Source organism: Mesorhizobium sp. M2A.F.Ca.ET.043.05.1.1 (genome assembly GCF_003952445.1).
In the GTDB taxonomy this organism is placed as follows: domain Bacteria; phylum Pseudomonadota; class Alphaproteobacteria; order Rhizobiales; family Rhizobiaceae; genus Mesorhizobium.
In genome coordinates, this window is record NZ_CP034446.1 from 3,787,566 (window position 1) to 3,814,082 (window position 26,517).

A 26,517-nucleotide genomic window follows, 5' to 3' on the forward strand; every position below is an offset into this window, starting at 1 on the left:
CGAGAAGGTGATTAACGAAACGTTATCACCGCGATGCTATCGAGGGCGCAAACCCACGCTGCTCAAAAACGGATGATCCCTTTGCCGTCCGACGCTTCTGTATCGATCGCGGGACGGTCGCCGGGGCTCGCCGCCGAGACCGTCGAGGCGGTGGTGACGCTGCCGACCTTCAAGCGGCCGAAGCAGGTGCTGGAAACCCTGGCTTCGCTCAAGGCGCAGCGTACGGGCCGGCGCTTCGCCGTCATCGTCATGGAGAACGAGGCCGAGGCGCGCGAGGGCGCCAAGGCGGTGCTGCCGCTGTTCGAAAGCGGCGAGATGCCCGGCTTGGTGATCATCGCGCATGAGCGCGGCAATTGCAGCGCCTACAACGCCGGCTGGCAGACGGCGATCCTGCAGTTTCCCAACTTCAAGCACCTTCTTGTCATCGACGACGACGAGATCGCCGAGCCGGACTGGCTGGAGCGCATGTGCAAGGCCGCCGAGACGCTTCACGCCGACATCGTCGGCGGCCCGCAAGTGCCGGTCTTCGCCGATCCGAGCCACGGCCGATGGGCCGAGCACCCGGTGTTCGCGCCGCCCTACCGGGAAACCGGTCGTGTTCCGGCACTCTATTCGTCCGGCAATTTGCTGGTGGGGCGCAACGTGCTCAAGGCTATGGGACCGCCTTTCCTCGATCTCAGGTTCAATTTCATGGGCGGCGGCGATTCCGACTTCCTCAGCCGCTCCGCGCAGAAAGGCTTCGTGCTCGGCTGGTGCGCCGAGGCAAAAGTCAACGAGACCGTGCCGGCCCGGCGCGTCGAGGCCGATTGGATCCGTGCCCGCAGCCTGCGCAATGGCGTGATCTCGACGCTGGTCGAAAAGAAGAAACGCGCCGGCACGCCGCTTGCCGGCCTCAAGGTGTTTCTCAAAAGCCTGGCCCTGCTCACGGCCTCACCGCTGCGCGGCGCCATCCGGCTGGCGCGAACCGGCTCGCTGACGAGCGGCCTCTACCCGGTCTATGTCGCGCTCGGCCGGGTGCTTGCCGAATTCGGATATGCCAATGAGCAGTACCGACAGCCTGAGAAGAATTGAGCGCGCGCCGCTCGGCGCCGCCTTCACCAGGGAAGGTGTGGCGACGGCGATCGCCGCGCTCCTGTTCACCGTCATCATGGTCTCGTTCCGGCCTTTCCAGCCGGCGGGCGCGGAACTGACCGGCGACGGCGGCGACATCGTCAACCAGCTTGGCTTCGGCTCGCTCGGCGCGATCTCCATCTTCTCGCTGCTCGCCTTCGCCGATCCGCGTGTGGTGCGCTCGCTGGTCAGCCCTCCTGGGCGCTGATGCTGGGCTTCTTCTTCCTGTCGGTGGTGCTCGCCACCGATCCGCCCGCAGCGATGCGCGCCGCCTCCTTCACCATGATCGGCATCACCACCATGGCGACGATCCTGGTGCTGCCGCGCAACGCCGATTCCTTCGCCCGCGTGATCATCTTCACCGCCGTCGTGGTGATCGGCCTTTCCTGTATCGGGCTGATCGTCTTTCCGCATGAGGCGCTGCATACCGCCGACTCGCAGGAGCCGGAGCATGCCGGCCTGTGGCGCGGCGTCTTCACGCACAAAAACATCGCCGGGCCGGTGATGGCCTGTTTCAGTTTCGCCGGGCTCTATCTGTTCCGGCGCCGCCAGCGCTGGTGGGGTGCCGGCATCTTCTGCGCCGCGATGATCTTCATGCTGCACACCGGCTCCAAGACGACCGCAGGACTGGTGCCGTTCTCGATCTTGATCGTCGTGCTGCCCAGCCTCATTGGCATGCGGCTCGGCACGCCGATCCTGTTCGCGCTGGCGATCGTCGCGACCGCGGTCGGCACGCTCGGCATCGTCTTCATCCCGCCGGTGAAGCATCTGGCGGCGATCTATTTCCCCGATCTCACCTATACGGGCGCACGACGCTTTGGGAGTTCGCCGGCGAGATGCTGGCGAAGAAGCCGTGGACCGGCTACGGCTACGAAAGCTTCTGGGGGACGCCGCTGCTGCTCAACCAGGACCAGCCCTTCGACCGGCCCTGGGATATCCGCACCATCGTGCATGGCCATGACGGTTATCTCGACATCGCCGTGCTGATGGGCATCCCGGCGCTCTGCGTTGCCGTCTACACCTTCCTGATCGCTCCTTTGCGCGATTACATGCGTATCCCGCCGCGCAAGGAGAACATCTTCCTCGGTGACTTCTTCATGATGGTGGTGCTGTTCACGGCACTGAACGGCTTCCTGGAAAGCTTCTTCTTTCATCGCGGCGATCCGGTCTGGCTGTTCTTCGTTCTCGGCGTGCTTGGCCTCAGGCAAGTCTCGCTGCGGCCGATCCCGGTTCGCCTGTCGCGATAGAGCGTTTCACCATTTCACCGGAACGGCGAACCTCTCTATCTCCGTCCTGACGCAATTGCGGGCGGAAAGCCGCTCGCCCTTTCCCCGGAATTGTACTCAGTCCTGGACGATCGATCTTCCTCACGCTGGGCTTTTCGCTGACCGCGCAAGCGTTTAAGGAGAGCCATGCTAAGGAGATATTGATGACGATCAGGCTCGTTCTCGCCGGTTGCGGCAATATGGGTTACGCCATGCTTTCGGGCTGGCTGAAGTCCGCAAGGCTCGAGCCGTCGGCGGTGTTCGTGGTCGAGCCCAACGCGCAACTGCGCCAGCGGGCCGAACATCTCGGCTGCCGCGTTTCCGCCGACGCCGAGGCCATTCCGGCCGATGCCGTGCCGGACCTCGTCGTCATTGCGGTAAAGCCGCAGGTGATCCGCGATGTGACGGCGCAGTACAAGCGCTTTGGCGATGGCAGGACGACTTTCGTCAGCATTGCCGCCGGCACCCCGGTCGCCACCTTCGAGGAAATCCTGGGCGAGCTCGCGCCGGTCATCCGCTGCATGCCGAACACGCCGGCGGCGATCGGCAAGGGCATGATGGTGGTGTTTTCCAATCCGCTGGTCTCCGATGACGTCCGGCGCTTCGTGCTTGAGCTGCTTTCGGCAAGCGGCGTCGTGACGACGATCGACGACGAGGGTCTGATGGACGCGGTGACGGCCGTCTCCGGCTCCGGCCCGGCCTATGTCTTCCACTTCATCGAGGCGCTGACGGTTGCGGCCGAGAAGGCCGGCCTGCCGGCCGAGACCGCAAAGCTGCTCGCCATGCAGACCGTCTTCGGCGCCGCCTCGCTCGCCGCTGAAAGCGACGATGAGCCGGGCGTGCTGCGTCAGCAGGTGACCAGCCCCAACGGCACGACCGCCGCCGCGCTTGCCGTGCTGATGGGCGGCGACCGCCTGACGAAGCTTGTTACCGAAGCCGTGGAAGCGGCGCGGCTGCGGTCGATAGAGCTCGGGAAGTAAACCTTCCAGCCGACCCGACGGACAGCTCAGCTGGCCTGCATCATCAAGCTTGCCGGATTGCGACTGCCGTTCCGGCCGATCAATTTCCCCAGACAATTGATGCCTTTGCGGTTTGGCCCAAAGGATTGCCGATTGACTTTGTCATAGGCCACCCAGATAAAACTTTCGTTCGCTGGCGGAGGCAAATGTTCATTCACTCGACTGAACGTGCTTGCCTCGTCGGCGAGTGGGGAGTGCCTTGGTCGCGACGGCCGAGGCGTCATTGAGTTGCGGGCATCATTCACGCTTCGAGCCGAAGCCGATGCCCCTGGGGAGGTAGAATGGACACCATACTTGCAGGCTTAAAGGCAGCCATCGACACGCTCGGCGCGACTGTGCTCTTGCCGATCGTCATTTTCATCATCGCCGTGATCCTTGGAGCCAAGGTCAGCAAGGCATTCCGCGCCGCCATCACGATCGGCGTCGCCTTCATCGGCATCAACCTCGTGCTCGGCCTGATGTTCACCTCGATCGGCGACGTGGCCAAGGCGATCGTCACCAACACCGGCATCCATCGCGACATCATCGATGTCGGCTGGCCGTCCGCCGCTGCGATCGCCTTCGGCTCGTCGGTCGGGCTTTGGGTCATCCCGGTCGGAATCCTGGTCAACATCGCGCTTCTGCTCACGCGCATGACACGCACGCTCAATGTCGACGTCTGGAATTTCTGGCATTTCGCCTTTGTCGGCTCCCTGATGGTCGCTGCCACCAACAACCTGGCCTACGGCATCATCATCGCCGCGCTTGTCGCGGCGCTTGCGCTGCTCTTCGCCGACTGGTCGGCGCGCGCGGTGCAGCAGTTCTACGGCGTGCCCGGCATTTCGGTGCCGCATCTCGCCTCGGCGCAGATCCTGCCGATCGCCATCATCCTCAACTGGATCATGGACCGCATTCCGGGCATCAACCGCATCAACATCAGCACCGAAACCATCGAACGCCGCTTCGGCGTCTTCGGCGAGCCGGTGATACTCGGGCTGATCATCGGCCTGGTGCTCGGCCTGATCGCCTTCTACAACGCCGGCGACCTCGGCACGGTGCTGGCCAAGGTGCTCGGCACCGGCATGACGCTGGCGGCGGTGATGCTGCTCCTGCCGCGCATGGTGAAGATCCTGATGGAAGGCCTGCTGCCGGTTTCGGACGCGGCGCAGGAATTCGTGCGCAAGCGCACCGGCGACCGCGAGCTGCTGGTCGGGCTCGACTCGGCCATCCTGATCGGTCACCCCGCCGCGATCTCGTCGTCGCTGATCCTGGTGCCGATCGCGATCATCCTGTCGGTCATCCTGCCCGGCAACCGCGTCATCCTGTTCGCCGACCTTGCGGTCATCCCCTTCATCGTCGCGATGACCGCGCCGCTGGTCAGGGGCAATGTCTTCCGCATGGTTGTCATCGGCACGGTGACGCTCGCCGTCGGCTTCTACGTCGCCAACGCGCTGGCGCCGCTGTTCACAAGTGCTGCCGTCGCGTCCGGTTTCAAGCTGCCGGCGGATGCGCTGCAGATCACCTCGGTGGTCGACGGCTTCCTCTGGGTTCCCTATGTGATCATCGAAGCGATCCAGGGGCTCGGCGTGATCGGGATCGTCGTCATCGCGGTGGTCATCGCGGCGCTGTTCCTGTTCTACCGCCGCAATCCGCTCGGCTGGGAGCGCGCGGCAGGCGCCGAGGACGAGCAGGCCGAAGGCACCGCCTGAGCCGGCCCCATCCTGAACTGACAATGGCCCGTGCGCCCGAGCGACACGGCGGGCGCACGGTCCGCATCAATGGAGTAACCCTTGTCGAACGGCCTGATCCAACTCCTGGACCCCGAGGCAGTCGTCCTCGGCTCCGACGCCTCGACCAATGAGGAGATCATCCGCATCCTGGCCTCCAGGCTGGAGGCGTTGGGCTACGTCAAGAGCAGCTACGCCGACGCTGTCGTGCGGCGTGAGATGACGATCCCGACAGGTCTGCCGCTGGAGCGCGCCGACAATGTCGCGGTTCCGCATACCGACCCCGAACATGTGCTGAAGCCGGGTGTCGCGATGGGCACGCTCAAGCGGCCCGTCACCTTCGCCAATATGGAAGATCCCGACGAGAAGCTGCCGGTGGGCCTCGTCTTCCTGCTTGCCATCAATGACAAGGACAAACAGATTGACACGCTGCAGACCGTCATGGCCACCATCCAGAATCCCGCGGCGCTGGATGGCTTGAGGACCGCCAGGACCTTCGACGACGTCCGCGCCATTCTCGGCTGACAAAGGAAAGAACATGTCCAGACAGAAAACCATTCTTTTTGCCTGCGGCACGGGCGTCGCGACTTCGACGGCGGTCAATGCAGCGGTGACCGAAGCGATGAAGAAGCGCGGCCTCACCTTTCATGCGCAGCAGGCCAAGGCAACGGAAGTGCCTGGACTGGCCGACAATGTCGATTTCATCGTTGCCACCACACCGATCTCGGCATCCGTGAAAAAGCCGGTGATCAAGGGGCTCCCCTTCCTCACTGGCATCGGCAAGGACAAGGCGCTGGACGAGATTGAGGCGGAGCTGCGCAAATAGAGCAATTCCAGGAAAGTGTGAGCGGTTAAGTTCGGCGCCTTCGCCGTAACCTTCCGTCCGCGAATTGCGTCAAAACAAAGAGATAGAGCCGGTTCCGCCTGACAGGGCCGGCGAAGCGATCTTCGCTCCGTAGAGCATGTCGTCCTGCAGCCGGCGCAGGGCGTAGAGCCTCGTTGTCCGGTCCGGCGCGGCATTGTCCTCGGTCAACAACTCGCCCTTCTTCACCGGCTTCAGCACCTTGCCGCCTTCGAGCAAGCCGACCGGCACGGCGCGGCTTGCCCGGGCATCGCCAACGGTCATGGTCCAGGAGCGGTAGCAGGTCTCGCCGATGGCATCGAAGGACTCCCCCGCGGCAAGGTCGCGCTTGGCGACCGCGCAGACCTCCGCCACCGGCCTCGGCAGCGGCACCATGTCGGGCTTGCCATGAAGCATGATGCGGGCGGCGGTCAGCGGAACCTCCAGAGAAGTCAGGTGATAGGGCCGGAACAGGCCATAATAAGGGCCCTTGCCGACATGGAGATCGTCCATGCGCTCGACGACGCGGGGATGCATCGCCTCGACGATGACGAAGACGCCGGGCGCCACGCCCTTGCCGATCGTGTAGTCGACGACGCCCTTCCTCGACAGGAGACCGCCATCCTCTTTCGGGATCAGCACCTTGGCCAGTTGATCGCGATCGGCCCTGGGGCCATGCATGCCCGGGACATCCGGCACCAGACCGGTGGCGTTGGCGATGGCGCACATCTCGACCATGGTCTTCGAGCCGTCGACAAACTCGACCAGCATGCGCGGGTTCATGTTCCGGCGTGCGGCCTCTTCCCGGTAGTCGTCCGGAACGGCGTCATGGTTGAGCGGATTGTTCTTGCCCTTGCCGGCCGCGACGATGCTTAACCCAAGCGCCGAGGCGAATTCGATCAGTTCCATGCAGCTTGACGGCTCGTCGCCGGCGCCGACGGAGTAGACCACTCCCAGCCGGTCGGCCTGCTGCTTCAGGTAACAGCCGATGGTCACGTCGGCCTCGACATTCATCATCACCAGATGCTTGCCATGTTCCATGGCCATCAGATCGAAATCGGCTGCGACGCCCGGTTTGCCGGTGGCGTCGATGATCACGTCGATCAGCGGGTTGGTGACCAGCATCTCGTTCGAGGTGATGGCGATGCGGCCGTCTTCGATCGCCTGGGTGACCTTGGAGGCGGTTTCGGCTTCGGCGGCCATCGCCTCGCGGCCATAGGCGATGCGGATCGCCTCGCGGGCGGTATGCGGGCGCCGCGTGGAAATGGCGGCGATCGAAATGCCCGGCATCAGCATGCCCTGCGTCACCAGATCGGTCCCCATCTCGCCGGAGCCGATGACACCGACGCGCACCGGCCTGCCCTCGGCGGCGCGGCGGGCAAGATCACGGGCAAGCCCGGTCAGGGCGACATTGGTCATGCAAGAAGATCCACTGCTTTTTGATCCGGCTCGCAATACAGGGAACGATCCACGTTTGCCAATCAAACCAGCCCGACATGGCGATTTCTTGCGTATGCTTTGCAAAACTGGAGCAGATTTCCGGAGAGTTCGTATCTAGCGGCCGCACGATTCGCCATTTGTTTTAGGCCATTAACCATTGCGGCCTGCCTTGAATCGAAAATTCCCGGCCGCAGCGCTCCCGATTTCTGTGCCATTTTTGCTACAGGCTTTGGCCCTAATGCCCGGAATCGCACTTTTAAAGGGTGCCTAACCCAATATGCACTCACATCCTGGAAAAATCTGATAGATACTGCCCGCTAGCTTTGGTGGCAGGCTTGGGCAATAAGCGCCAATAAAAATAAATGGCGCGGGATAATCACGGGGTAGAAATGACCAGGACGGGTAAAGTGACCGTCGGCTGGCGGTTTGCGCTTGCCATTACGGTGTCGATGCTAGCTTGCGGTAGCGCCAGCGCACTCACACTCAAAGAAGCCGTTGCCGTCGCAGTGGAATCCAATCCGGAGATTGGCCAGGCGATCGAAAACCGCGAAGCGATCGAATTCGAGCTGCGCCAGGCGAAAGGCCTTTATCTTCCGAGCGTCGATCTGGAAGCGTCGACAGGCGTTCGCCGCTTGGACAATGACACACGGCGCGCGCTCGACGAGGATCACAAAGCCCTCTATCCGAACGAGGCCGATCTCACCGTCTCGCAGACGCTTTACGACAGCGGCGCAAGGCGGGCGGAGCTGAACCGCCAGGCCTCGCGGGTCGACGGAGCTTCCTTCCGGGTTCTGGAGCGGTCCGAGTTCATCGGGCTAGCGGTCGTCCAGGATTATCTGGAATATATGCTGCAGGCTTCGATCGTGGCCGAGGCCAAGAAAAACCTTGGCTTCCATCAGTCCATTCTCAGCGACATCAAGCAGGGCATCGCGGGCGGCGCGCTCAACGATGCCGACCGGCAGCAGGCCGAGGAACGCCTTTTTGCCGCCAAGGCACGGATGCAGGAGGCAACCGAAGAACTCGAGGCGGCCAAGATCCGCTTCTTCAAGAATGTCGGCAAGCCGCTGACCAGCCCATCCCGGCCGGCCGATGTCTCGGCCGCCCTGCCGCGGTCGCTGGATGACGCGATCGGGCTTGCCAGGCAGAACAATCCTCGTGTCCACATGGCCAACAGCGATATCGACGCCGCGGCCTCGCTGGTCGATGCGGCGCGGGCAAAATACGGTCCGACGATCTCCGCCGAGGGTGTTGCCCGCGGCGGGTATGATATCGATGGCGATAATGGCGACACCAGCGACCTGCAGGCTCGGGTGGTGCTGCGCTGGAACCTGTACCGCGGCGGCATCGACAAGGCCAACGAGCAGGAACAGATCCGCCGCACCAGCGAGCAGCGTCTTGCGCTGCACCAGGTGCTGCGCGAGATCGAGGAAGCCGTCCGCACCTCTTGGGATCGCCGCTTCCGCCAGGCGGATCTCGCAAAGACGCTGCGGCAGCAGGCGGCCACCAACGAAAAGCTCGTCGCTTCCTACCGCGAGCAATTCAAGGTCGGGCAGCGCTCGCTGCTCGATGTGCTCGATGCCCAGAACACGCGCTTCAACACCGCGACACTGGCCGACACGTCGTCCTACGCGTCGCTGTTCGCGGAATACCGGCTGCTGGCCGCAACCGGGGAATTGCTGAAGACGCTCAATATCCAGCCGGCCAAGCAGTCCGCGGCCTACGCTCGTGAGGAATTCGGTGTGCCGGCCACGGCCGATACCGAGACTTATGCGCGCACGCCGTCGGAGCAGAAGAACGATCTGCCGTTCGACATCCTCGCGCCGGTCAGGAAAAAGTAGCCGATGTAAGCATCGATCTCTGTTCCTTCGGGGCGGGTCGTGAACCAGCAACCTCATATCTTGTCGCCCAAGGAGGCCTTCAAAGCCTGCTTCTGCGCTGTTGCGGCCTATCTCGGCAGGCCGAGCGCGGAAACGGTGCTGTTTGCCGGCGTGCCGATTTCGGAGACGCGCATCGAGCCGGATGAAATCCGCCATCTGGCCGAGCGCATCGGACTGGAGGTCCAGGATTTCAGCCATCGCGATTTCCTACGCGGCCGCTTCGATCTCCCGGCCATCGTCTTCCGCGTCAGCCAGTTGCCGGTCGCGCTCCTGGCGGAAATGGACGGCGGGCAATATCTGACGGCGCCCCAGGAAAACGGCCGCACCACGATCGACAGGGCGGAACTCGCCGAGAACTACATCAGCGGCGGCACGTCCTTTTCGATCACTTATGCCAACACGGCTGAAGAGATGACCGTCGGCACAGCCGCGCGGATCGAGAGGCGCCACTGGCTGACCGGCACGATGGGGGCGTTCTGGCGCACCTATTCCAAGGTGGTGCTGTCGGCGGTTTTCATCAATCTCTTGGCGATCGCCTCGCCGATCTTCACCATGAATGTCTACGACCGCATCCTGCCGAACAAGGCGATCTCCACGCTTTGGGTGCTGGCGCTCGGCATCGGCGCGGCCATCCTGTTCGACCTGCTGCTCAAGACGGCCAGAGCGTCGCTGATCGACTATGCCGGGCGCAAGGCGGATCTGCGGATATCCTATCTGCTGTTCGAAAAGGTGCTGAATTCCTCGCTTTCGGCCCGGCCCGGATCGACCGGTGAATATGCAAACCGTGTCACGCAATACGAGTTCGTGCGCGAGTTCTTCACCTCGAACACCATCAGCGTCTTCATCGACACGATGTTCGTGTTCGTCTTCCTGGCTGTGATCTATGCCATCGGCGGCTGGTTGGTGATCATACCGGCGCTGGCCTTCGTCATCTCCGTCATCGTCGGGCTGATAACGCAGCGGCGGATCGGCAAGCGGGTCGCGGCCTCGATGAACGAGGCATCGCAGCGCCAGGCCCTGCTGGTCGAATCCATTTCCACGCTGGAGACGATCAAGTCGCTGCGCGCCGAGGCCTACCTGCTGCGCAAATGGGGCGAGCACTCGAAGAACGCGGCCAACACCTCGGAGAAGATCAAGGAGCTCTCAGCGGCGGCGGGCAACATCACCGGCGCCATCCAGCAATTCGTGACGGTTGCCCTGGTTGTGGCCGGCGCCTATGCCTTCTCGGAAGGACAGGTCTCGACGGGCGCCATCATCGGCACGGTGATGCTCGCCGGCCGCGCCGTGGCGCCGCTCGGCCAGATCGCGATCACGCTTGCGCGTTTCCGGCAGGCCATGCTGTCGCTCAGAATCATCAACACGATCATGTCGCAGCCGGAGGACCGCCCCGACACGGTCGGTTTCGTCAACCGGCCGATCCGCAGCGGCGCGCTCGTCTTCAGGAATGTCGGTTTCGCCTATCCCGGCACGGAAAACGAGGTTCTGAGCGGGCTCAACATCACGGTCAGGCCCGGCGAGCGGGTGGGCATCATCGGCCGCATCGGTTCCGGCAAGACCACGATGGGCCGGCTGATCGGCCGGCTTTTCCTGCCGACTTCGGGAGAGCTGCTCATCGACGGCATCGACATCCGCCAATACCACCCGTCGGAGGTGCGCGCCGCGGTCGGCATCGTCGCGCAGGCCGGGGATCTGTTTTCGGGAACCATCAAGGAGAACCTCCTGATGGCGGCGCCGGAAGCGACCGACGAGGAGATCATCGACGCGGCGAAGGCCGCGGGCGTCGACGACTTCGTCTCGCGGCATCCGCGCGGCTACGACATGAATGTCGGCGAGCGCGGCACCAATCTCTCGGGCGGGCAAAGACAATCGGTGGCAATCGCCCGGCTGCTCTTGACGAAGCCGAAGATCGTCTTCCTCGACGAGCCGTCGGGTTCTATGGACCTCGCCTCGGAACGGCAGTTGATCAAGCAGCTCAAGGTGGCGTTCGACCGCAACACGACGCTGATCGTATCGACCCATCGATACAGCATGCTGGAACTTGCCGACCGTCTCATCGTCATCGAGCAAGGCCGCGTCGTCGCCGACGGGCCAAAGGAACAAGTCATCCAGGCACTGCAGAAAGGCAGTGCCTGACCGGAACGCGGACATGCTTGCAAGGAAAGACCGGCCACCTCTTTTCGCCTCGGCGTCCGTCTACATCGTCGGCGCGCTGTTCGTGTGCTTCACGGGCTGGGCATCATTTGCCGAGGTGGACGAGATAGCGCGCGGCGAAGGCAAGGTGATACCCGCCTCGAAGACGCAGGTCATCCAGGCCAGCGAACCCGGCGTCGTTCAGGAGATCGCCGTCCAGATCGGCCAGACCGTCAAGAAGAACGACCTCATCATCCGTCTCGACAATTCGGGCAACACGTCGAGCCTGGGCGAGGAGAAGGCCAAGGCGCGAGCGCTGCAGGCACGCATCGCGCGCCTGCAGTTCGAGCAGAGCGGCAATGTCGAAGGGGCCTTCCCCTGCCCCACGGAAATCCAGACGGTCGCGCCGGAAATCTGCGACAACGAGCAAAAGCTGCTCGTCGCGCGCCGCGACAATTTTGAGGTCAAGCTGTCGGTTCTCAAATCGCGCCTCGACCAGCGCGAGAAGGAGCTGGACGAGGCCAATGCCAATTCCGACCGCCTGGCCAAGAGCCTGGCCGTGACCGACCAGGAAGCGGCGCTGGTGGAACCCATGGTCAAGAAGGGCCTGATGGCCAGGACCGAGCAGATCCGCGTCGAGCGCGAGCAGACCGATCTGCACGGACAGCTGGCGCTCGCCGGAGAAACCATCAAGAAGACCCAGGCGGCAATCACCGAGGCGCAGCTTCAGGTGAATGAGCTCGGCCTGCAATTGCAGCAGGAAGCGCTGAGCGACCTGACGCAGGCGCTGGCCGACCTTTCCGTCGTCGACGAGACCATCCGCGGCGCCACCGACAAGGTCGCGCGCACCGATATACGTTCGCCGGTCGACGGCATCGTCAACACGCTCGACGTCAACACGCTCGGCGCCTTCGTGCAGCCGGGCGCGGTCGTGGCTGGCATCGTGCCGACATCCGAGACGCTGCTGGTTGAGGCCCGGGTTTCGCCGCGCGACGTCGCCTTCATCCAGCCGAACCAGGAGGCGCTGATCAAGGTCACGGCCTATGATTTCTCGATCTTCGGCGGCATCGAGGGCAAGGTCTCCAACATCACCGCCGACAGTCTCGTCGACCAGAAGACCGGCGAGCCCTATTATCAGGTGCGCGTCGCCACCGAGAAGTCGACGCTGACAAGGAACGGCAAGACCTATTCGATCATCCCCGGCATGATCTGCTCGGTCGACATCAAGACCGGACGCAAGACGATCCTCAACTATCTCTTGAAGCCGATCAACAAGGCGCGTCAGGAGGCGATGAGTGAACGATAGCGCCATGCGCCCGGACACTCCGCGCGAACGGCTGCTGCCGGCACTCGCGGCCGAGGATTTCGGCCCGGAGTTCCGCGTCGTGGCGCGCGGCGGCGTACGTCGCGGCATCCGGCTGGAGCGCGCCTTCTGGGTGTCGCTTAAGCACATGGCCGAAAGCCGCAAATGCACGATCGGCATGCTGGTCGAGGAGATCGCCGAGCATCATCCCGACCAGGGCAACCTCACCTCGGCGATCCGGGTCGCCTGCATGCGCGGCCTCGCCGAGGAGAGCATGGAACTGCGCAAGCTCGCCTCGATCCGCACGATCAACGCGATCCTGGTCGCCTGCCCCTCGCCCGCCTTCGCGCTGTCGTCGTCAAAGAAAATCCTGGCCTTCAACACGCCGTTCCAGCAACTGGTCAGGCGACAGTTGCCGAGCGCGCCCGGAGAGGATGGCCGGCAGGATTTGAAGCTGGCGCTCGATCTCAACGTCACCGATATCTTCGCCAGGCTCGACGCCAATGGCGAAACGCCGGTCACCAGCGGCTTCGTCATCGGCGCCGGCGAGCGGCGCTATCGTGGCCAGCTCAGCGCCGTGCGCGCGCCTGTCGCCGAGCCGGAACTTCTGATGGCCTTTGTGTTCAACGGGTAGTTCCTCTGCCTTGGCGATTGGCCGAGACGCCTATCGCGGTCGTCATCCACGGGCGGAGCAAGGAGCGAAGCGACGCGCGCAGACCCGAGGATCCATGCCGTGACTTTGAAGCCCCGCAGCGGTCCAGAATTCTGCACCGTTGCACACTTCGGCCGAGGTAACGGCATGGATTCCAGGGTCTGCGCGCGTCGCTTCGCTCCTTGCTCCGCCCTGGAATGACGAGGTTCAGCAGCCTTCAGCTCATCGCCGGCGTTGCGCGACAACAGGCAGATGGGCAGTTTCCGCGTTCCCGGAAACGTTTAGCCGCCCCAGTCTACTGCCTCATATCCGAAGCCACTGACGATTCCGGCGATCCTTCGCCGGGCGCCACCGTCGCGAAGCCGCCGGCGATGTCGGCGATCTGCGCGCCGGACTTCGATCCGTGGATCCAGGCGCGATCGGTGCTGAAGGAATAGAGCGGAACATAGTCGGGCAGATCGCTGTCGCGCAGGACGGCGTTGCCCAGGCTGTCGAGGATGAAGGCGCCGCTTGCCGTGCTGACCGACAGGACGGCATGGAAGAACTTGCGGCGGCGATCCTGGAGCACCACCAGCGACATGCTCTGCGCCGGAATGCCGGCCCTGAGCAGCGCCGCCATCTTGAGTATGGCGAAGTCCTCGCAATCGCCGGCGCGATGCTCGAGGATTTCCGAAGGCTTTGCCCAATAGTCGAGCTTGCCGTAGACGACGCTGTCCTTGCGATAGGCGATCAGGCGGTTGATGCTTGAGTTGACGAAGGACAGCTTGTCGCGAAAGCCCTTGGCCGCGGCAATGTCGATGATCTCGGAGAAAACAGGGCTCTCGCGATCGCAGGCGCTGCCCGCCGTGCAATCGACAATGGCCTCGTAGACGGGAGCCCAGCGCGCCGCTACGGGGAAGTTGCGCATCGACAACGCGACGGAGCCGAAAACCCCGGGAATGATCGCGGCGGTCTGGATCGGGTCGATCCCGGGATCGGCCTTGGCGGCGGAAAGCGCTTCAACCTCGGCCGCCGGCGCGTAGCCAGCCGAAATGTCCGCGATGCGGTATGCGGCGGCTGGCTGCCAGGGCTGCGGCTGGGCCAGCGGAACGCCGCCGACGCTTGCCGGCGCAACCACCTTTTGCAGGGCCGGTTCCGGACCCGAATTCGCGCTGGCGGATGACGGATTTGCGAAGCCGGCAAGGCCGGCAGCCAGCAAGAGTACCTTGATCCCCGTCATTCCCGGGGCTGCTTTTTGTATTTTCATAACGCCCACCTTTGACTGTGGACGCTACCAATCTTGTCTCAAATTATCGGAAAGGAAGGTGGGTAAGTTTCGGCGAATCAAGTTATTCTATCTTTCGTCAAATTTTATTCAAATTTATACTTTCATTTACCAAACCAGCGCCGCGCGCCGCAGCCTATCCCGCGCCGCTTAGGATCATGCATAACTGGATATATCATCGCAATTTACCAAGTGTAAAAAATGCGATTCTCTACATATTGGGTTATATGAAATAGATGGAAGGTCTGTTGCAAAGTCCGGGCCTCACATGTCTCTTTCCGGGAAATGCCGGAGGGGCTTGAGCTATGACGACCAATATCGAATTCGACGCCGTTTCAAATTCCTGGGACGAGCACAACAGCGCCGCTGAAAACCATATCTCGACGGGTGTCCAGGTCGCGCAGGCGACCACCGGCCAGGCGGCGAGCGAGCCCGTGCCGGTCGATGTCGGCAGCGGCGCGCCGGCACAGGGCGCGGCCAATGCGCCGGCCGCAAACCAGCCGGCAGCCGACGCGAACGCGCCTGCCTCGAACGCCCCAGCTTCCAATGCCGCCCAAGGAAACGCACCGGCCGCAAACGCGCCGGCGGCGAATGCCGCGGCCGCGAACGTGCCGCATGAATATCATGCCGAAGCCGGCAATGTCGTGAAGCTCCCGGCCAATGTCTCGATCGACAACATCAAGGTCGACGGCCACAATCTGGTGCTGGTGCAGCCCGACGGATCCGAGATCGTCATCAAGGACGGCGCGCTCAACGTGCCGACCTTCATCCTCGGCGATGTCGAGGTGCCGCGCGTCGCGCTCATCGCCGCGCTCGAGGCGAGCCATGTCGATGTCGCCTTCGGCGCCGACGGCTCGATCTCGGCCGGCGGCAACGGCTCGCCGAGCAGCGCGGGCGGCAATTTCGATCATCCCGCAGGCGATATCGGCAATGGCTTCGGCCTGACCGCCCTGCTGCCGCCGACGGCCCTGGCGTTCGGCCAGCCGGAACACCGCGAATTGTTCCCGGGGTTGCTGCCCGACTCGACGCCGACGATCGGTGACCTGACCCCTGAGACGACCGGCGGCGATACCATCGTTTATGAAAAAGGCCTGCCGGCGAGCTCCGGCTCGGAAGGCTCGGGCGAACAAGCGGCGCCTGGCCCCGACGGCGACCCCTCCGAACACAACACCGGCACCTTCACCATTAATTCGCCCGACGGCATCGGCTCGGTGAATATCAACGGCCAGGTGATCTCGGGCGCAGCCCTTGCCAACAGCGCCAACGTGCATGTCTACATCACCACGCCGCTCGGCACGCTGACCATCACCGGCTACGATGCCAGCACCGGCCAGGTGAGTTATACCTACACGCTGGAGCATAGCGATCAGCATCCGGACGGCAACGGAACCAATTCCACCTTCGACAACATCACGGTGACCGTCACCGACACTGACGGCGACGTCTCGCTTCCCGGCACGCTGTCGGTCAACATCGTCGACGACGTGCCGACGGCGCACAACGACAGTGGCACGCAAGCGAGCGAGAATGCCGCCGTGACGGTGAACGTGTTCGCCAACGACGTGCCTGGCGCCGATGGCGTCAACATCGCCGATCCGACGAAGGTGAGCCTGGTGGCGAACTCGCTGACCGGCTCCGGCACGGTCGTCTATCACAATGACGGCACCTTCACCTACACGCCGGCCGCCGGCGAGCAGGGCACGGTGACGTTCCAGTATCAGATCGTCGACGGCGACGGCGACCCGTCGGTGGCGACGGTGACGATCAACCTGCTGAATGACTCGACGCCGACGATCGCGATCGCCGGGGGCTCCGACACCAGCGTCAACGAAGCCGGCCTTCCGGCGCGCGGCGGCGAGCCCGCGGGCTCGGGTGAGATCGCCGACAACAACGGCACCAACAACAGCGATCCGAGCGAGACGGCGACGGGCTCGCTCAACATCACCACCGGCGGCGACACGATCGGCCACCTCTATGTGACCGACAAGAACAACGTCCAGGTGGACGTGACCAATGCGGCCGGCGGCATCCTGGTGCACGGCCAGTATGGCGACCTGACCATCACCGGCACGCCGGCGACGGGCTACACCTACTCCTACACGCTGCTCGACAACACCTCGGGCAACACCACCCATGACGACTTCGCCGTGCAGGTCGTGGACTCCGACGGCGATCCTGCCTCCACGACGCTCTCCATCAGCATCGTCGACGACGTGCCGACGGCGCACAACGACAGTGGCACGCAAGCGAGCGAGAATGCCGCCGTGACGGTGAACGTGTTCGCCAACGACGTGCCTGGCGCCGATGGCGTCAACATCGCCGATCCGACGAAGGTGAGCCTGGTGGCGAACTCGCTGACCGGCTCCGGCACGGTCGTCTATCACAATGACGGCACCTTCACCTACACGCCGGCCGCCGGCGAGCAGGGCACGGTGACGTTCCAGTATCAGATCGTCGACGGCGACGGCGACCCGTCGGTGGCGACGGTGACGATCAACCTGCTGAATGACTCGACGCCGACGATCGCGATCGCCGGGGGCTCCGACACCAGCGTCAACGAAGCCGGCCTTCCGGCGCGCGGCGGCGAGCCCGCGGGCTCGGGTGAGATCGCCGACAACAACGGCACCAACAACAGCGATCCGAGCGAGACGGCGACGGGCTCGCTCAACATCACCACCGGCGGCGACACGATCGGCCACCTCTATGTGACCGACAAGAACAACGTCCAGGTGGACGTGACCAATGCGGCCGGCGGCATCCTGGTGCACGGCCAGTATGGCGACCTGACCATCACCGGCACGCCGGCGACGGGCTACACCTACTCCTACACGCTGCTCGACAACACCTCGGGCAACACCACCCATGACGACTTCGCCGTGCAGGTCGTGGACTCCGACGGCGATCCTGCCTCCACGACGCTCTCCATCAGCATCGTCGACGACGTGCCGACGGCGCACAACGACAGTGGCACGCAAGCGAGCGAGAATGCCGCCGTGACGGTGAACGTGTTCGCCAACGACGTGCCTGGCGCCGATGGCGTCAACATCGCCGATCCGACGAAGGTGAGCCTGGTGGCGAACTCGCTGACCGGCTCCGGCACGGTCGTCTATCACAATGACGGCACCTTCACCTACACGCCGGCCGCCGGCGAGCAGGGCACGGTGACGTTCCAGTATCAGATCGTCGACGGCGACGGCGACCCGTCGGTGGCGACGGTGACGATCAACCTGCTGAATGACTCGACGCCGACGATCGCGATCGCCGGGGGCTCCGACACCAGCGTCAACGAAGCCGGCCTTCCGGCGCGCGGCGGCGAGCCCGCGGGCTCGGGTGAGATCGCCGACAACAACGGCACCAACAACAGCGATCCGAGCGAGACGGCGACGGGCTCGCTCAACATCACCACCGGCGGCGACACGATCGGCCACCTCTATGTGACCGACAAGAACAACGTCCAGGTGGACGTGACCAATGCGGCCGGCGGCATCCTGGTGCACGGCCAGTATGGCGACCTGACCATCACCGGCACGCCGGCGACGGGCTACACCTACTCCTACACGCTGCTCGACAACACCTCGGGCAACACCACCCATGACGACTTCGCCGTGCAGGTCGTGGACTCCGACGGCGATCCTGCCTCCACGACGCTCTCCATCAGCATCGTCGACGACGTGCCGACGGCGCACAACGACAGTGGCACGCAAGCGAGCGAGAATGCCGCCGTGACGGTGAACGTGTTCGCCAACGACGTGCCTGGCGCCGATGGCGTCAACATCGCCGATCCGACGAAGGTGAGCCTGGTGGCGAACTCGCTGACCGGCTCCGGCACGGTCGTCTATCACAATGACGGCACCTTCACCTACACGCCGGCCGCCGGCGAGCAGGGCACGGTGACGTTCCAGTATCAGATCGTCGACGGCGACGGCGACCCGTCGGTGGCGACGGTGACGATCAACCTGCTGAATGACTCGACGCCGACGATCGCGATCGCCGGGGGCTCCGACACCAGCGTCAACGAAGCCGGCCTTCCGGCGCGCGGCGGCGAGCCCGCGGGCTCGGGTGAGATCGCCGACAACAACGGCACCAACAACAGCGATCCGAGCGAGACGGCGACGGGCTCGCTCAACATCACCACCGGCGGCGACACGATCGGCCACCTCTATGTGACCGACAAGAACAACGTCCAGGTGGACGTGACCAATGCGGCCGGCGGCATCCTGGTGCACGGCCAGTATGGCGACCTGACCATCACCGGCACGCCGGCGACGGGCTACACCTACTCCTACACGCTGCTCGACAACACCTCGGGCAACACCACCCATGACGACTTCGCCGTGCAGGTCGTGGACTCCGACGGCGATCCTGCCTCCACGACGCTCTCCATCAGCATCGTCGACGACGTGCCGACGGCGCACAACGACAGTGGCACGCAAGCGAGCGAGAATGCCGCCGTGACGGTGAACGTGTTCGCCAACGACGTGCCTGGCGCCGATGGCGTCAACATCGCCGATCCGACGAAGGTGAGCCTGGTGGCGAACTCGCTGACCGGCTCCGGCACGGTCGTCTATCACAATGACGGCACCTTCACCTACACGCCGGCCGCCGGCGAGCAGGGCACGGTGACGTTCCAGTATCAGATCGTCGACGGCGACGGCGACCCGTCGGTGGCGACGGTGACGATCAACCTGCTGAATGACTCGACGCCGACGATCGCGATCGCCGGGGGCTCCGACACCAGCGTCAACGAAGCCGGCCTTCCGGCGCGCGGCGGCGAGCCCGCGGGCTCGGGTGAGATCGCCGACAACAACGGCACCAACAACAGCGATCCGAGCGAGACGGCGACGGGCTCGCTCAACATCACCACCGGCGGCGACACGATCGGCCACCTCTATGTGACCGACAAGAACAACGTCCAGGTGGACGTGACCAATGCGGCCGGCGGCATCCTGGTGCACGGCCAGTATGGCGACCTGACCATCACCGGCACGCCGGCGACGGGCTACACCTACTCCTACACGCTGCTCGACAACACCTCGGGCAACACCACCCATGACGACTTCGCCGTGCAGGTCGTGGACTCCGACGGCGATCCTGCCTCCACGACGCTCTCCATCAGCATCGTCGACGACGTGCCGACGGCGCACAACGACAGTGGCACGCAAGCGAGCGAGAATGCCGCCGTGACGGTGAACGTGTTCGCCAACGACGTGCCTGGCGCCGATGGCGTCAACATCGCCGATCCGACGAAGGTGAGCCTGGTGGCGAACTCGCTGACCGGCTCCGGCACGGTCGTCTATCACAATGACGGCACCTTCACCTACACGCCGGCCGCCGGCGAGCAGGGCACGGTGACGTTCCAGTATCAGATCGTCGACGGCGACGGCGACCCGTCGGTGGCGACGGTGACGATCAACCTGCTGAATGACTCGACGCCGACGATCGCGATCGCCGGGGGCTCCGACACCAGCGTCAACGAAGCCGGCCTTCCGGCGCGCGGCGGCGAGCCCGCGGGCTCGGGTGAGATCGCCGACAACAACGGCACCAACAACAGCGATCCGAGCGAGACGGCGACGGGCTCGCTCAACATCACCACCGGCGGCGACACGATCGGCCACCTCTATGTGACCGACAAGAACAACGTCCAGGTGGACGTGACCAATGCGGCCGGCGGCATCCTGGTGCACGGCCAGTATGGCGACCTGACCATCACCGGCACGCCGGCGACGGGCTACACCTACTCCTACACGCTGCTCGACAACACCTCGGGCAACACCACCCATGACGACTTCGCCGTGCAGGTCGTGGACTCCGACGGCGATCCTGCCTCCACGACGCTCTCCATCAGCATCGTCGACGACGTGCCGACGGCGCACAACGACAGTGGCACGCAAGCGAGCGAGAATGCCGCCGTGACGGTGAACGTGTTCGCCAACGACGTGCCTGGCGCCGATGGCGTCAACATCGCCGATCCGACGAAGGTGAGCCTGGTGGCGAACTCGCTGACCGGCTCCGGCACGGTCGTCTATCACAATGACGGCACCTTCACCTACACGCCGGCCGCCGGCGAGCAGGGCACGGTGACGTTCCAGTATCAGATCGTCGACGGCGACGGCGACCCGTCGGTGGCGACGGTGACGATCAACCTGCTGAATGACTCGACGCCGACGATCGCGATCGCCGGGGGCTCCGACACCAGCGTCAACGAAGCCGGCCTTCCGGCGCGCGGCGGCGAGCCCGCGGGCTCGGGTGAGATCGCCGACAACAACGGCACCAACAACAGCGATCCGAGCGAGACGGCGACGGGCTCGCTCAACATCACCACCGGCGGCGACACGATCGGCCACCTCTATGTGACCGACAAGAACAACGTCCAGGTGGACGTGACCAATGCGGCCGGCGGCATCCTGGTGCACGGCCAGTATGGCGACCTGACCATCACCGGCACGCCGGCGACGGGCTACACCTACTCCTACACGCTGCTCGACAACACCTCGGGCAACACCACCCATGACGACTTCGCCGTGCAGGTCGTGGACTCCGACGGCGATCCTGCCTCCACGACGCTCTCCATCAGCATCGTCGACGACGTGCCGACGGCGCACAACGACAGTGGCACGCAAGCGAGCGAGAATGCCGCCGTGACGGTGAACGTGTTCGCCAACGACGTGCCTGGCGCCGATGGCGTCAACATCGCCGATCCGACGAAGGTGAGCCTGGTGGCGAACTCGCTGACCGGCTCCGGCACGGTCGTCTATCACAATGACGGCACCTTCACCTACACGCCGGCCGCCGGCGAGCAGGGCACGGTGACGTTCCAGTATCAGATCGTCGACGGCGACGGCGACCCGTCGGTGGCGACGGTGACGATCAACCTGCTGAATGACTCGACGCCGACGATCGCGATCGCCGGGGGCTCCGACACCAGCGTCAACGAAGCCGGCCTTCCGGCGCGCGGCGGCGAGCCCGCGGGCTCGGGTGAGATCGCCGACAACAACGGCACCAACAACAGCGATCCGAGCGAGACGGCGACGGGCTCGCTCAACATCACCACCGGCGGCGACACGATCGGCCACCTCTATGTGACCGACAAGAACAACGTCCAGGTGGACGTGACCAATGCGGCCGGCGGCATCCTGGTGCACGGCCAGTATGGCGACCTGACCATCACCGGCACGCCGGCGACGGGCTACACCTACTCCTACACGCTGCTCGACAACACCTCGGGCAACACCACCCATGACGACTTCGCCGTGCAGGTCGTGGACTCCGACGGCGATCCTGCCTCCACGACGCTCTCCATCAGCATCGTCGACGACGTGCCGACGGCGCACAACGACAGTGGCAGCGTTAATGAAGGCTCCCTGCTCACCGTACTCGCGGCGGCCGGCGTTCTGGTCAATGACGTTCGCGGCGCGGACGGCGCCACCATCGACGGCGTCCGCGCGGCGGGAGCTGATACAACGACGGCGGTGAGCGGTGGCGTTAACACCGACATTGTCGGTCTGCACGGTACGCTGCACCTCAATGCCGACGGCTCCTACACCTACCAGTCGACGGCGCACAGCATCAATGCCAACACGACCGACGTCTTTGTCTACACGATCAAGGACGGCGACGGCGATCTATCGACGACAACGCTGACCATCAACCTGACGGACGTCAACGATTCGCCGACGGTGGCGAACACTGAAAACTGGATGTCAAGCGACCCGTCGCAGCAGACCTCCGGCACACCCAGCTATCCGGACGGCTATCCGTTGCTGGTGAACATCCCGACCGATGCGGATGGAGACAACCTCGTCGTCACAGCCACCGGAGCGATCCCGGCCGGCGTCTTCTACTTCAACGGCGTCAGCTATGTTGCGCTCACAACTGGTACGGTGCTCTATAATCCCTCGAGCGGCATCAACCTATTGGACGACTTGGTCTACAAGCCGACGGTTACGGCCAATGACACAGTGACCAAAAGTCTTTCGCTCGACGTCTATGACGGCACGGTCCATGTCGGCCAGACGGTCGGCATCCATGAGGTGCCGCCGACCAGCCTGCCGAGCGACACCTCGCAGATCGGTAATGGCAACAGCCCGTTGACCTCTGGCAACGACCAGGTAGCAACGCTCCACCTGTCGCAGGCGACGGTGAATGCGATCACGGCCGATCCGCACGGCTCGACCATAGTCGTCTATACCGATTTCCAGGAGTCGCCGTTCACCACGCCAATCGATCCCAGCGAGCGGAACCCGGGCGTTTACGGCGATAGCAGCGCTGGTTCGCACCGCGAACAGGAAGTGCAGGTCGAGGTGAGAATCGGCACGGACCGTTTCGCGATCGTCGAGGACGATACGAGCCCGGCAACGTTCGAGCAAAGCTGGTTCTACGATCCGGCGACCGGTTTGATGAAAGCTACCGTTGACTACGATCACATCTACTTGCTCGATGCCAGCGGCAAAGCGACAAGCACGACGCTTGCTTCCTACCTGATTACGCATCCACCATCAGTCAACGATACGTGGACACTCTCGTATTTCGACAATGACGGCGGCAACTACCAAGCGCGTACGGTCAACTTCTCGTTCTTCTCGCACGATCCGGGCGATCCGGGCATCACCGTCAATGGAGATGCGACGCTTGCCGACCAGATCTATGGTACATCCGGCGTGGATCATCTCTTTGGCAATGGCGGCAACGACGTCATCATCGGTCGGGGCGGCAACGACATCATCGACGGTGGGGCCGGCAACGACATCCTGATTGGCGGTCTGGGCAAGGACACGATGGCGGGCGGGACCGGCGCCGACACGTTCAAGCTAGACAGCCTGGACGTCAAGGATCTCATCACCGACTACAACAAGGGTGAAGGAGATCAGATCGACCTGACAGCGTTGTTCGACAAAGCGGACAATGTCGCCCTTAGCAACTATGTCCAATACAACAGCACAACGCACACCCTTAGCGTCGACAGCAGCGGCTCGGGCAACCAGGCTAATTTCGTCGATGTGGCGCAACTGACGAACGCACCTGCTGCCGGCACGATCAACATCCTCTATGATGACACGAACCATGTTCAGCATCCTGTCACCATTTAGCACTTATGCGTGGCCACACTCCCATGCTACACATTAGCAACGCATGAATTCGCAATTCAACGAGGGGCTTACATGAGACATTCCGCAAGATTGCTGGCTTCGGCCGCGGCGCTGTTTTTGGCCGGGTCGACGGGGTTTGCCGCCGATATCATCGGCGAGCCGGCGGTGAATTATTGCCGCACCGTCGGCACATCGGACTTGGTGCTGACCGACAACATGGTCGAGCTCAAGGACCATGTGGTGAAGCTGATGGACGAGTCGGTCGCCGTCGCCAACAGCCCGGAATGGATCAACTCGTCGCGTCCGGCCTTCGTCTGGGCGTCGGAAGCCAAGGTCGCCTGCGGCATGGCCTATGGCTACCTCAAGACGAACTACAAGGACGAAGATACGCTCAACAAATGCGAGTGCTTCCACGACCGCATGGTCGAGTACATGCACTGAGCTGACGGGCGTGCGGCGCGCCGACCGTTTGCAATGATGACGATGCAAGCCCGGGCGGACGCCTCAGCGACCGCGCGGCCGGCTGCCGCGCATGCCGGCAGGACGCCGCCAACTGATCTCCGACGCGAGCGTTGGCGAGCCTTGGCGCTCGCCCTTGCGGTCGCAGCGGCAGCGTCTGGATGCCAGTCCAAGAGCGGCGCATCGGACGTGCTCGATCCGTCGGCGATCGCAGCACCCGCCGGCCAGGCGGGCGCTGCCGCGGCGCAGCAGGCAAGCAGCGCGACCCCTGGCAACCCGACCCCCGCGACCCAGGGCGCCGGAACCGCGACCAGCGCGATGTCGAGCGGCCCGACCTCGGCCACGGCAGCGAAGGCCAACCTGACGCTCGGCACGGGGCCGACCAAGGTGACCATGCTGCTGCCGCTTTCCGCACCCGGAAGCACGGGCGAGAACGGCCGGAAGATGTATGACGGCGCGCGGCTCGCAATGGCCGATCTCGGCGACAAGCTGCTGACGCTGACGATCCAGGATACGCGCGGCGACAGCGGCTACGCCAAGGACCTCGCGGTGAAGGCGATCACGTCGGGCACGGCCAAGGTCGTCGTCGGCCCGTCCGAGCTTGCGGCCGCGCAGCACCTTGCCAAGCTCTCCGGCTCCAAGCGGCCGCCGGTGCTGGCGCTGGCCGACAATTTCGCCGGGGGCCCGGCGTCTATTCCGTGCGGCTCAGCGAAGCCGACAGTGCTGCGGCCGGCGCGGCGGCAATCGCCGGCAAGGGCGCCAGGAAATTCGTGCTGATGGTGCCGGCGGGCTCGGATTCAAGCGCCGTCGAATCCCGGGTGGCCAACGCGCTCAGCATCTATGGCGCCACGCTGGCGGTGACCCTGCCCTATTCGCCGACCGACGGCGGCGCCAAGGTGGTATCCGACATGGGCTCGCTGGTCGAGGCGCCGGACGCCGTGGTCGTCGCCTGCGGCGACGGCAGCCCGGCCGCGGTGCTTGCGGCGCTGAAGGCAAAGGGCATTCCGGGCAAGACGGTGACGCTGATCGGCACCGACCGCTGGCTCGAGCGGCCAGTGGATCCGCTCTATGAGGGCGCCTATATCGCGACGCTCGACCAGAGCGAGACCGGGCCGATCGCCGACCGCTTCAAGGCGACCTACAACTACCAGCCGGACGTCAACGTGGCCTATGCCTACGACATGGTGGCGCTGAGCGCGGGCATAGCAAGCTCCGCCGGCCCCGACGGCTTCAACAAGCAGGTGCTGGAAAATGCGACCGGCTTCCGCGGCTCGACCGGTCTGTTCCGCTTCCGCAGCGACGGCTCAAGCCAAAGATCGATGCCGTTCTTCAAGGTGGAAAAGGGGCAGCTGAAGCTGGTAGAGAAGCAGACGGCGGGGTTTTGAGGGGGGCGGCAACTATCAAAATCACGCTGACTTGAGCTCTCTCAAGGTGTCGGCTTCTTTGCCGACCCAACGAATTAAGCCGATCGAGATGACGGCTACAACAGCCCCGGCAATGACGTCCATGAAATGATGGCCGCCTTCTGGAATGGTGGCAGCGATCATTGCAGCATTGACCACCACAGCCGGCCAGAAAAGGAATGTGCGTCGAAGGGCGAAGACAATCAGAATGCCGAGAGATGTGTGAAATGACGGAAAGGAAATCAGTCCGACCAGCTTGCCCACGGTGAATTCGTAGGGGACTAGCGAGCGAAGCTGATGAAGGGTCTCCAAGTGCGCTAACCCGCCAAACGCCGTGAAATGGCTATAGGACGACGCCTGTGGCTGGTAATACGAATAGGCTCCGGCGGTCGGGATCAGCATTGATATTGTAGTGGTCATGAAGAGAGCCACAATCCACGTGGCCGCAAATTCGAAAAACCGAGCCTGGGCTCTCATCGAGGCGTGGAATACCAGTACCAGCGGCACCTGATAGAGGACAGATGCATAGCTGGCCACAAGAATTGAGGCCAACAATGGCCACGAATTCGCCGCCTCGACCACGGCCGGCCAGTTGAAGCCTATCGACCGATCCATTGCCGCCATCGTGCCGTCCATCAGCGGATGTTGATTAGCGGCGGCGAGAAACATGTACAGGCCGCTGGCGGGCTGAAGGATGAACAGCAGCATCAGGAAGGTACCGACGCTCTGAAGCCCTTCCGATACCCTCATCAGCGCATCTCCAATTGCACCAGTCGCACGGCGCACGGCCTGATAGAGCAGTTTGGATAAGCCCAAGAACACCGCGCCGAAGGCAACGCCCTGCACCGCGGCCGGCGCAGTTCCAGATGCGAGATAAATAGCCGATCGTTGCAATAGGACGGCGTCGGAAAGCAGGGCTAGCCCGATGGTAATGAGTATAACCATCAGGTATCGGCTATATG

The 26,517-nt window shown here is 63.8% G+C and carries 16 protein-coding genes and 1 pseudogene; 14 read left to right on the forward strand and 3 right to left on the reverse strand.

The window, feature by feature from the left end; all coding sequences use genetic code 11:
• Positions 1-72: 72 nt before the first annotated feature.
• The 6 genes and pseudogenes from EJ069_RS18490 to EJ069_RS18515 all read left to right on the forward strand — a co-directional run bounded on the left by EJ069_RS18490 (position 73) and on the right by EJ069_RS18515 (position 5,926).
• Positions 73-1,071 (forward strand): glycosyltransferase, encoded by a 999-nt coding sequence (locus tag EJ069_RS18490; protein ID WP_126062529.1) that lies wholly within the window; start codon positions 73-75, stop codon positions 1,069-1,071.
• Positions 1,040-2,357, forward strand: a pseudogene (locus EJ069_RS18495) (O-antigen ligase). Before EJ069_RS18490 ends, EJ069_RS18495 begins: the two are co-directional and overlap by 32 nt.
• Before the next feature lie 182 nt (positions 2,358-2,539).
• Complete coding sequence (gene proC, locus EJ069_RS18500) at positions 2,540-3,355, forward strand: pyrroline-5-carboxylate reductase (RefSeq protein ID WP_126062530.1); 816 nt, start codon at positions 2,540-2,542, stop codon at positions 3,353-3,355.
• Positions 3,356-3,675: 320 nt separating this feature from the next.
• On the forward strand, positions 3,676-5,082 hold the full coding sequence (locus tag EJ069_RS18505) for a PTS transporter subunit IIC (protein ID WP_126062531.1): 1,407 nt from the start codon (positions 3,676-3,678) through the stop codon (positions 5,080-5,082).
• A gap of 81 nt (positions 5,083-5,163) precedes the next feature.
• Positions 5,164-5,625: a PTS sugar transporter subunit IIA gene (locus EJ069_RS18510; RefSeq protein WP_126062532.1), complete on the forward strand. Its 462-nt coding sequence runs from the start codon at positions 5,164-5,166 to the stop codon at positions 5,623-5,625.
• 13 nt (positions 5,626-5,638) lie between these two features.
• A complete protein-coding gene (locus EJ069_RS18515; RefSeq protein ID WP_126062533.1) occupies positions 5,639-5,926 on the forward strand; it encodes a PTS sugar transporter subunit IIB in 288 nt (95 codons plus the stop codon).
• 69 nt (positions 5,927-5,995) lie between these two features.
• On the opposite strand, the gene EJ069_RS18520 is transcribed toward EJ069_RS18515, so the two are convergent.
• Positions 5,996-7,360 (reverse strand): NAD(P)H-dependent oxidoreductase, encoded by a 1,365-nt coding sequence (locus tag EJ069_RS18520; protein ID WP_126062534.1) that lies wholly within the window; start codon positions 7,358-7,360, stop codon positions 5,996-5,998.
• Between the two features lie 410 nt (positions 7,361-7,770).
• Between EJ069_RS18520 and EJ069_RS18525 the strand changes: the two genes are divergently transcribed.
• The 4 genes from EJ069_RS18525 to EJ069_RS18540 are packed head-to-tail and all read left to right on the forward strand — an operon-like array spanning position 7,771 to position 13,325.
• A complete protein-coding gene (locus tag EJ069_RS18525) occupies positions 7,771-9,219 on the forward strand; it encodes a TolC family outer membrane protein (RefSeq protein WP_126062535.1) in 1,449 nt (482 codons plus the stop codon).
• A 39-nt stretch (positions 9,220-9,258) separates the two neighbouring features.
• Entirely contained in the window at positions 9,259-11,391 is a 2,133-nt protein-coding gene (locus EJ069_RS18530) for a type I secretion system permease/ATPase (RefSeq protein WP_126062536.1), read from the forward strand.
• A gap of 13 nt (positions 11,392-11,404) precedes the next feature.
• Complete coding sequence (locus tag EJ069_RS18535; protein ID WP_126062537.1) at positions 11,405-12,694, forward strand: HlyD family type I secretion periplasmic adaptor subunit; 1,290 nt, start codon at positions 11,405-11,407, stop codon at positions 12,692-12,694.
• Positions 12,684-13,325: a ribbon-helix-helix domain-containing protein gene (locus EJ069_RS18540; RefSeq protein WP_189475875.1), complete on the forward strand. Its 642-nt coding sequence runs from the start codon at positions 12,684-12,686 to the stop codon at positions 13,323-13,325. The genes EJ069_RS18535 and EJ069_RS18540 overlap by 11 nt, the downstream gene beginning before the upstream one ends.
• 313 nt (positions 13,326-13,638) lie before the next feature.
• Here EJ069_RS18540 and EJ069_RS18545 read toward each other — a convergent pair whose 3' ends face one another.
• Positions 13,639-14,562 (reverse strand): transglutaminase-like cysteine peptidase, encoded by a 924-nt coding sequence (locus EJ069_RS18545; protein ID WP_348639327.1) that lies wholly within the window; start codon positions 14,560-14,562, stop codon positions 13,639-13,641.
• A gap of 350 nt (positions 14,563-14,912) precedes the next feature.
• Between EJ069_RS18545 and EJ069_RS18550 the strand changes: the two genes are divergently transcribed.
• From EJ069_RS18550 to EJ069_RS33340, 4 genes are all read left to right on the forward strand, one after another.
• Positions 14,913-23,693, forward strand: a complete 8,781-nt coding sequence (locus EJ069_RS18550) for a tandem-95 repeat protein (RefSeq protein ID WP_126062539.1) — start codon at positions 14,913-14,915, stop codon at positions 23,691-23,693.
• A 72-nt stretch (positions 23,694-23,765) separates the two neighbouring features.
• A complete protein-coding gene (locus EJ069_RS18555) occupies positions 23,766-24,134 on the forward strand; it encodes a hypothetical protein (RefSeq protein WP_042640852.1) in 369 nt (122 codons plus the stop codon).
• 141 nt (positions 24,135-24,275) lie between these two features.
• Complete coding sequence (locus tag EJ069_RS33335; protein ID WP_245456168.1) at positions 24,276-24,929, forward strand: hypothetical protein; 654 nt, start codon at positions 24,276-24,278, stop codon at positions 24,927-24,929.
• The gene (locus tag EJ069_RS33340; RefSeq protein ID WP_245456170.1) at positions 24,851-25,537 is read left to right on the forward strand and encodes an ABC transporter substrate-binding protein; all 687 of its coding nucleotides are present in this window, start codon (positions 24,851-24,853) and stop codon (positions 25,535-25,537) included. Before EJ069_RS33335 ends, EJ069_RS33340 begins: the two co-directional genes overlap by 79 nt.
• 21 nt (positions 25,538-25,558) lie before the next feature.
• Here the strand turns inward: EJ069_RS33340 and EJ069_RS18565 are convergent, their stop codons facing one another.
• Positions 25,559-26,500, reverse strand: coding sequence for a phosphatase PAP2 family protein (locus EJ069_RS18565; RefSeq protein WP_126062540.1), 942 nt, complete (start codon positions 26,498-26,500; stop codon positions 25,559-25,561).
• Between the last annotated feature and the right edge of the window lie 17 nt (positions 26,501-26,517).

Bases quoted from the DNA above. Each gene is read 5' to 3' on its own strand.
- EJ069_RS18525 (WP_126062535.1), top strand. From the start codon at position 7,771: ATGACCAGGACGGGTAAAGTGACCGTCGGCTGGCGGTTTGCGCTTGCC.
- EJ069_RS18515 (WP_126062533.1), top strand. From the start codon at position 5,639: ATGTCCAGACAGAAAACCATTCTTTTTGCCTGCGGCACGGGCGTCGCG.
- EJ069_RS18550 (WP_126062539.1), top strand. From the start codon at position 14,913: ATGACGACCAATATCGAATTCGACGCCGTTTCAAATTCCTGGGACGAG.
- EJ069_RS18520 (WP_126062534.1), bottom strand. From the start codon at position 7,360: ATGACCAATGTCGCCCTGACCGGGCTTGCCCGTGATCTTGCCCGCCGC.
- proC (WP_126062530.1), top strand. From the start codon at position 2,540: ATGACGATCAGGCTCGTTCTCGCCGGTTGCGGCAATATGGGTTACGCC.
- EJ069_RS18555 (WP_042640852.1), top strand. From the start codon at position 23,766: ATGAGACATTCCGCAAGATTGCTGGCTTCGGCCGCGGCGCTGTTTTTG.
- EJ069_RS18490 (WP_126062529.1), top strand. From the start codon at position 73: ATGATCCCTTTGCCGTCCGACGCTTCTGTATCGATCGCGGGACGGTCG.
- EJ069_RS18535 (WP_126062537.1), top strand. From the start codon at position 11,405: ATGCTTGCAAGGAAAGACCGGCCACCTCTTTTCGCCTCGGCGTCCGTC.
- EJ069_RS18545 (WP_348639327.1), bottom strand. From the start codon at position 14,562: ATGACGGGGATCAAGGTACTCTTGCTGGCTGCCGGCCTTGCCGGCTTC.
- EJ069_RS18505 (WP_126062531.1), top strand. From the start codon at position 3,676: ATGGACACCATACTTGCAGGCTTAAAGGCAGCCATCGACACGCTCGGC.
- EJ069_RS18565 (WP_126062540.1), bottom strand. From the start codon at position 26,500: ATGGTTATACTCATTACCATCGGGCTAGCCCTGCTTTCCGACGCCGTC.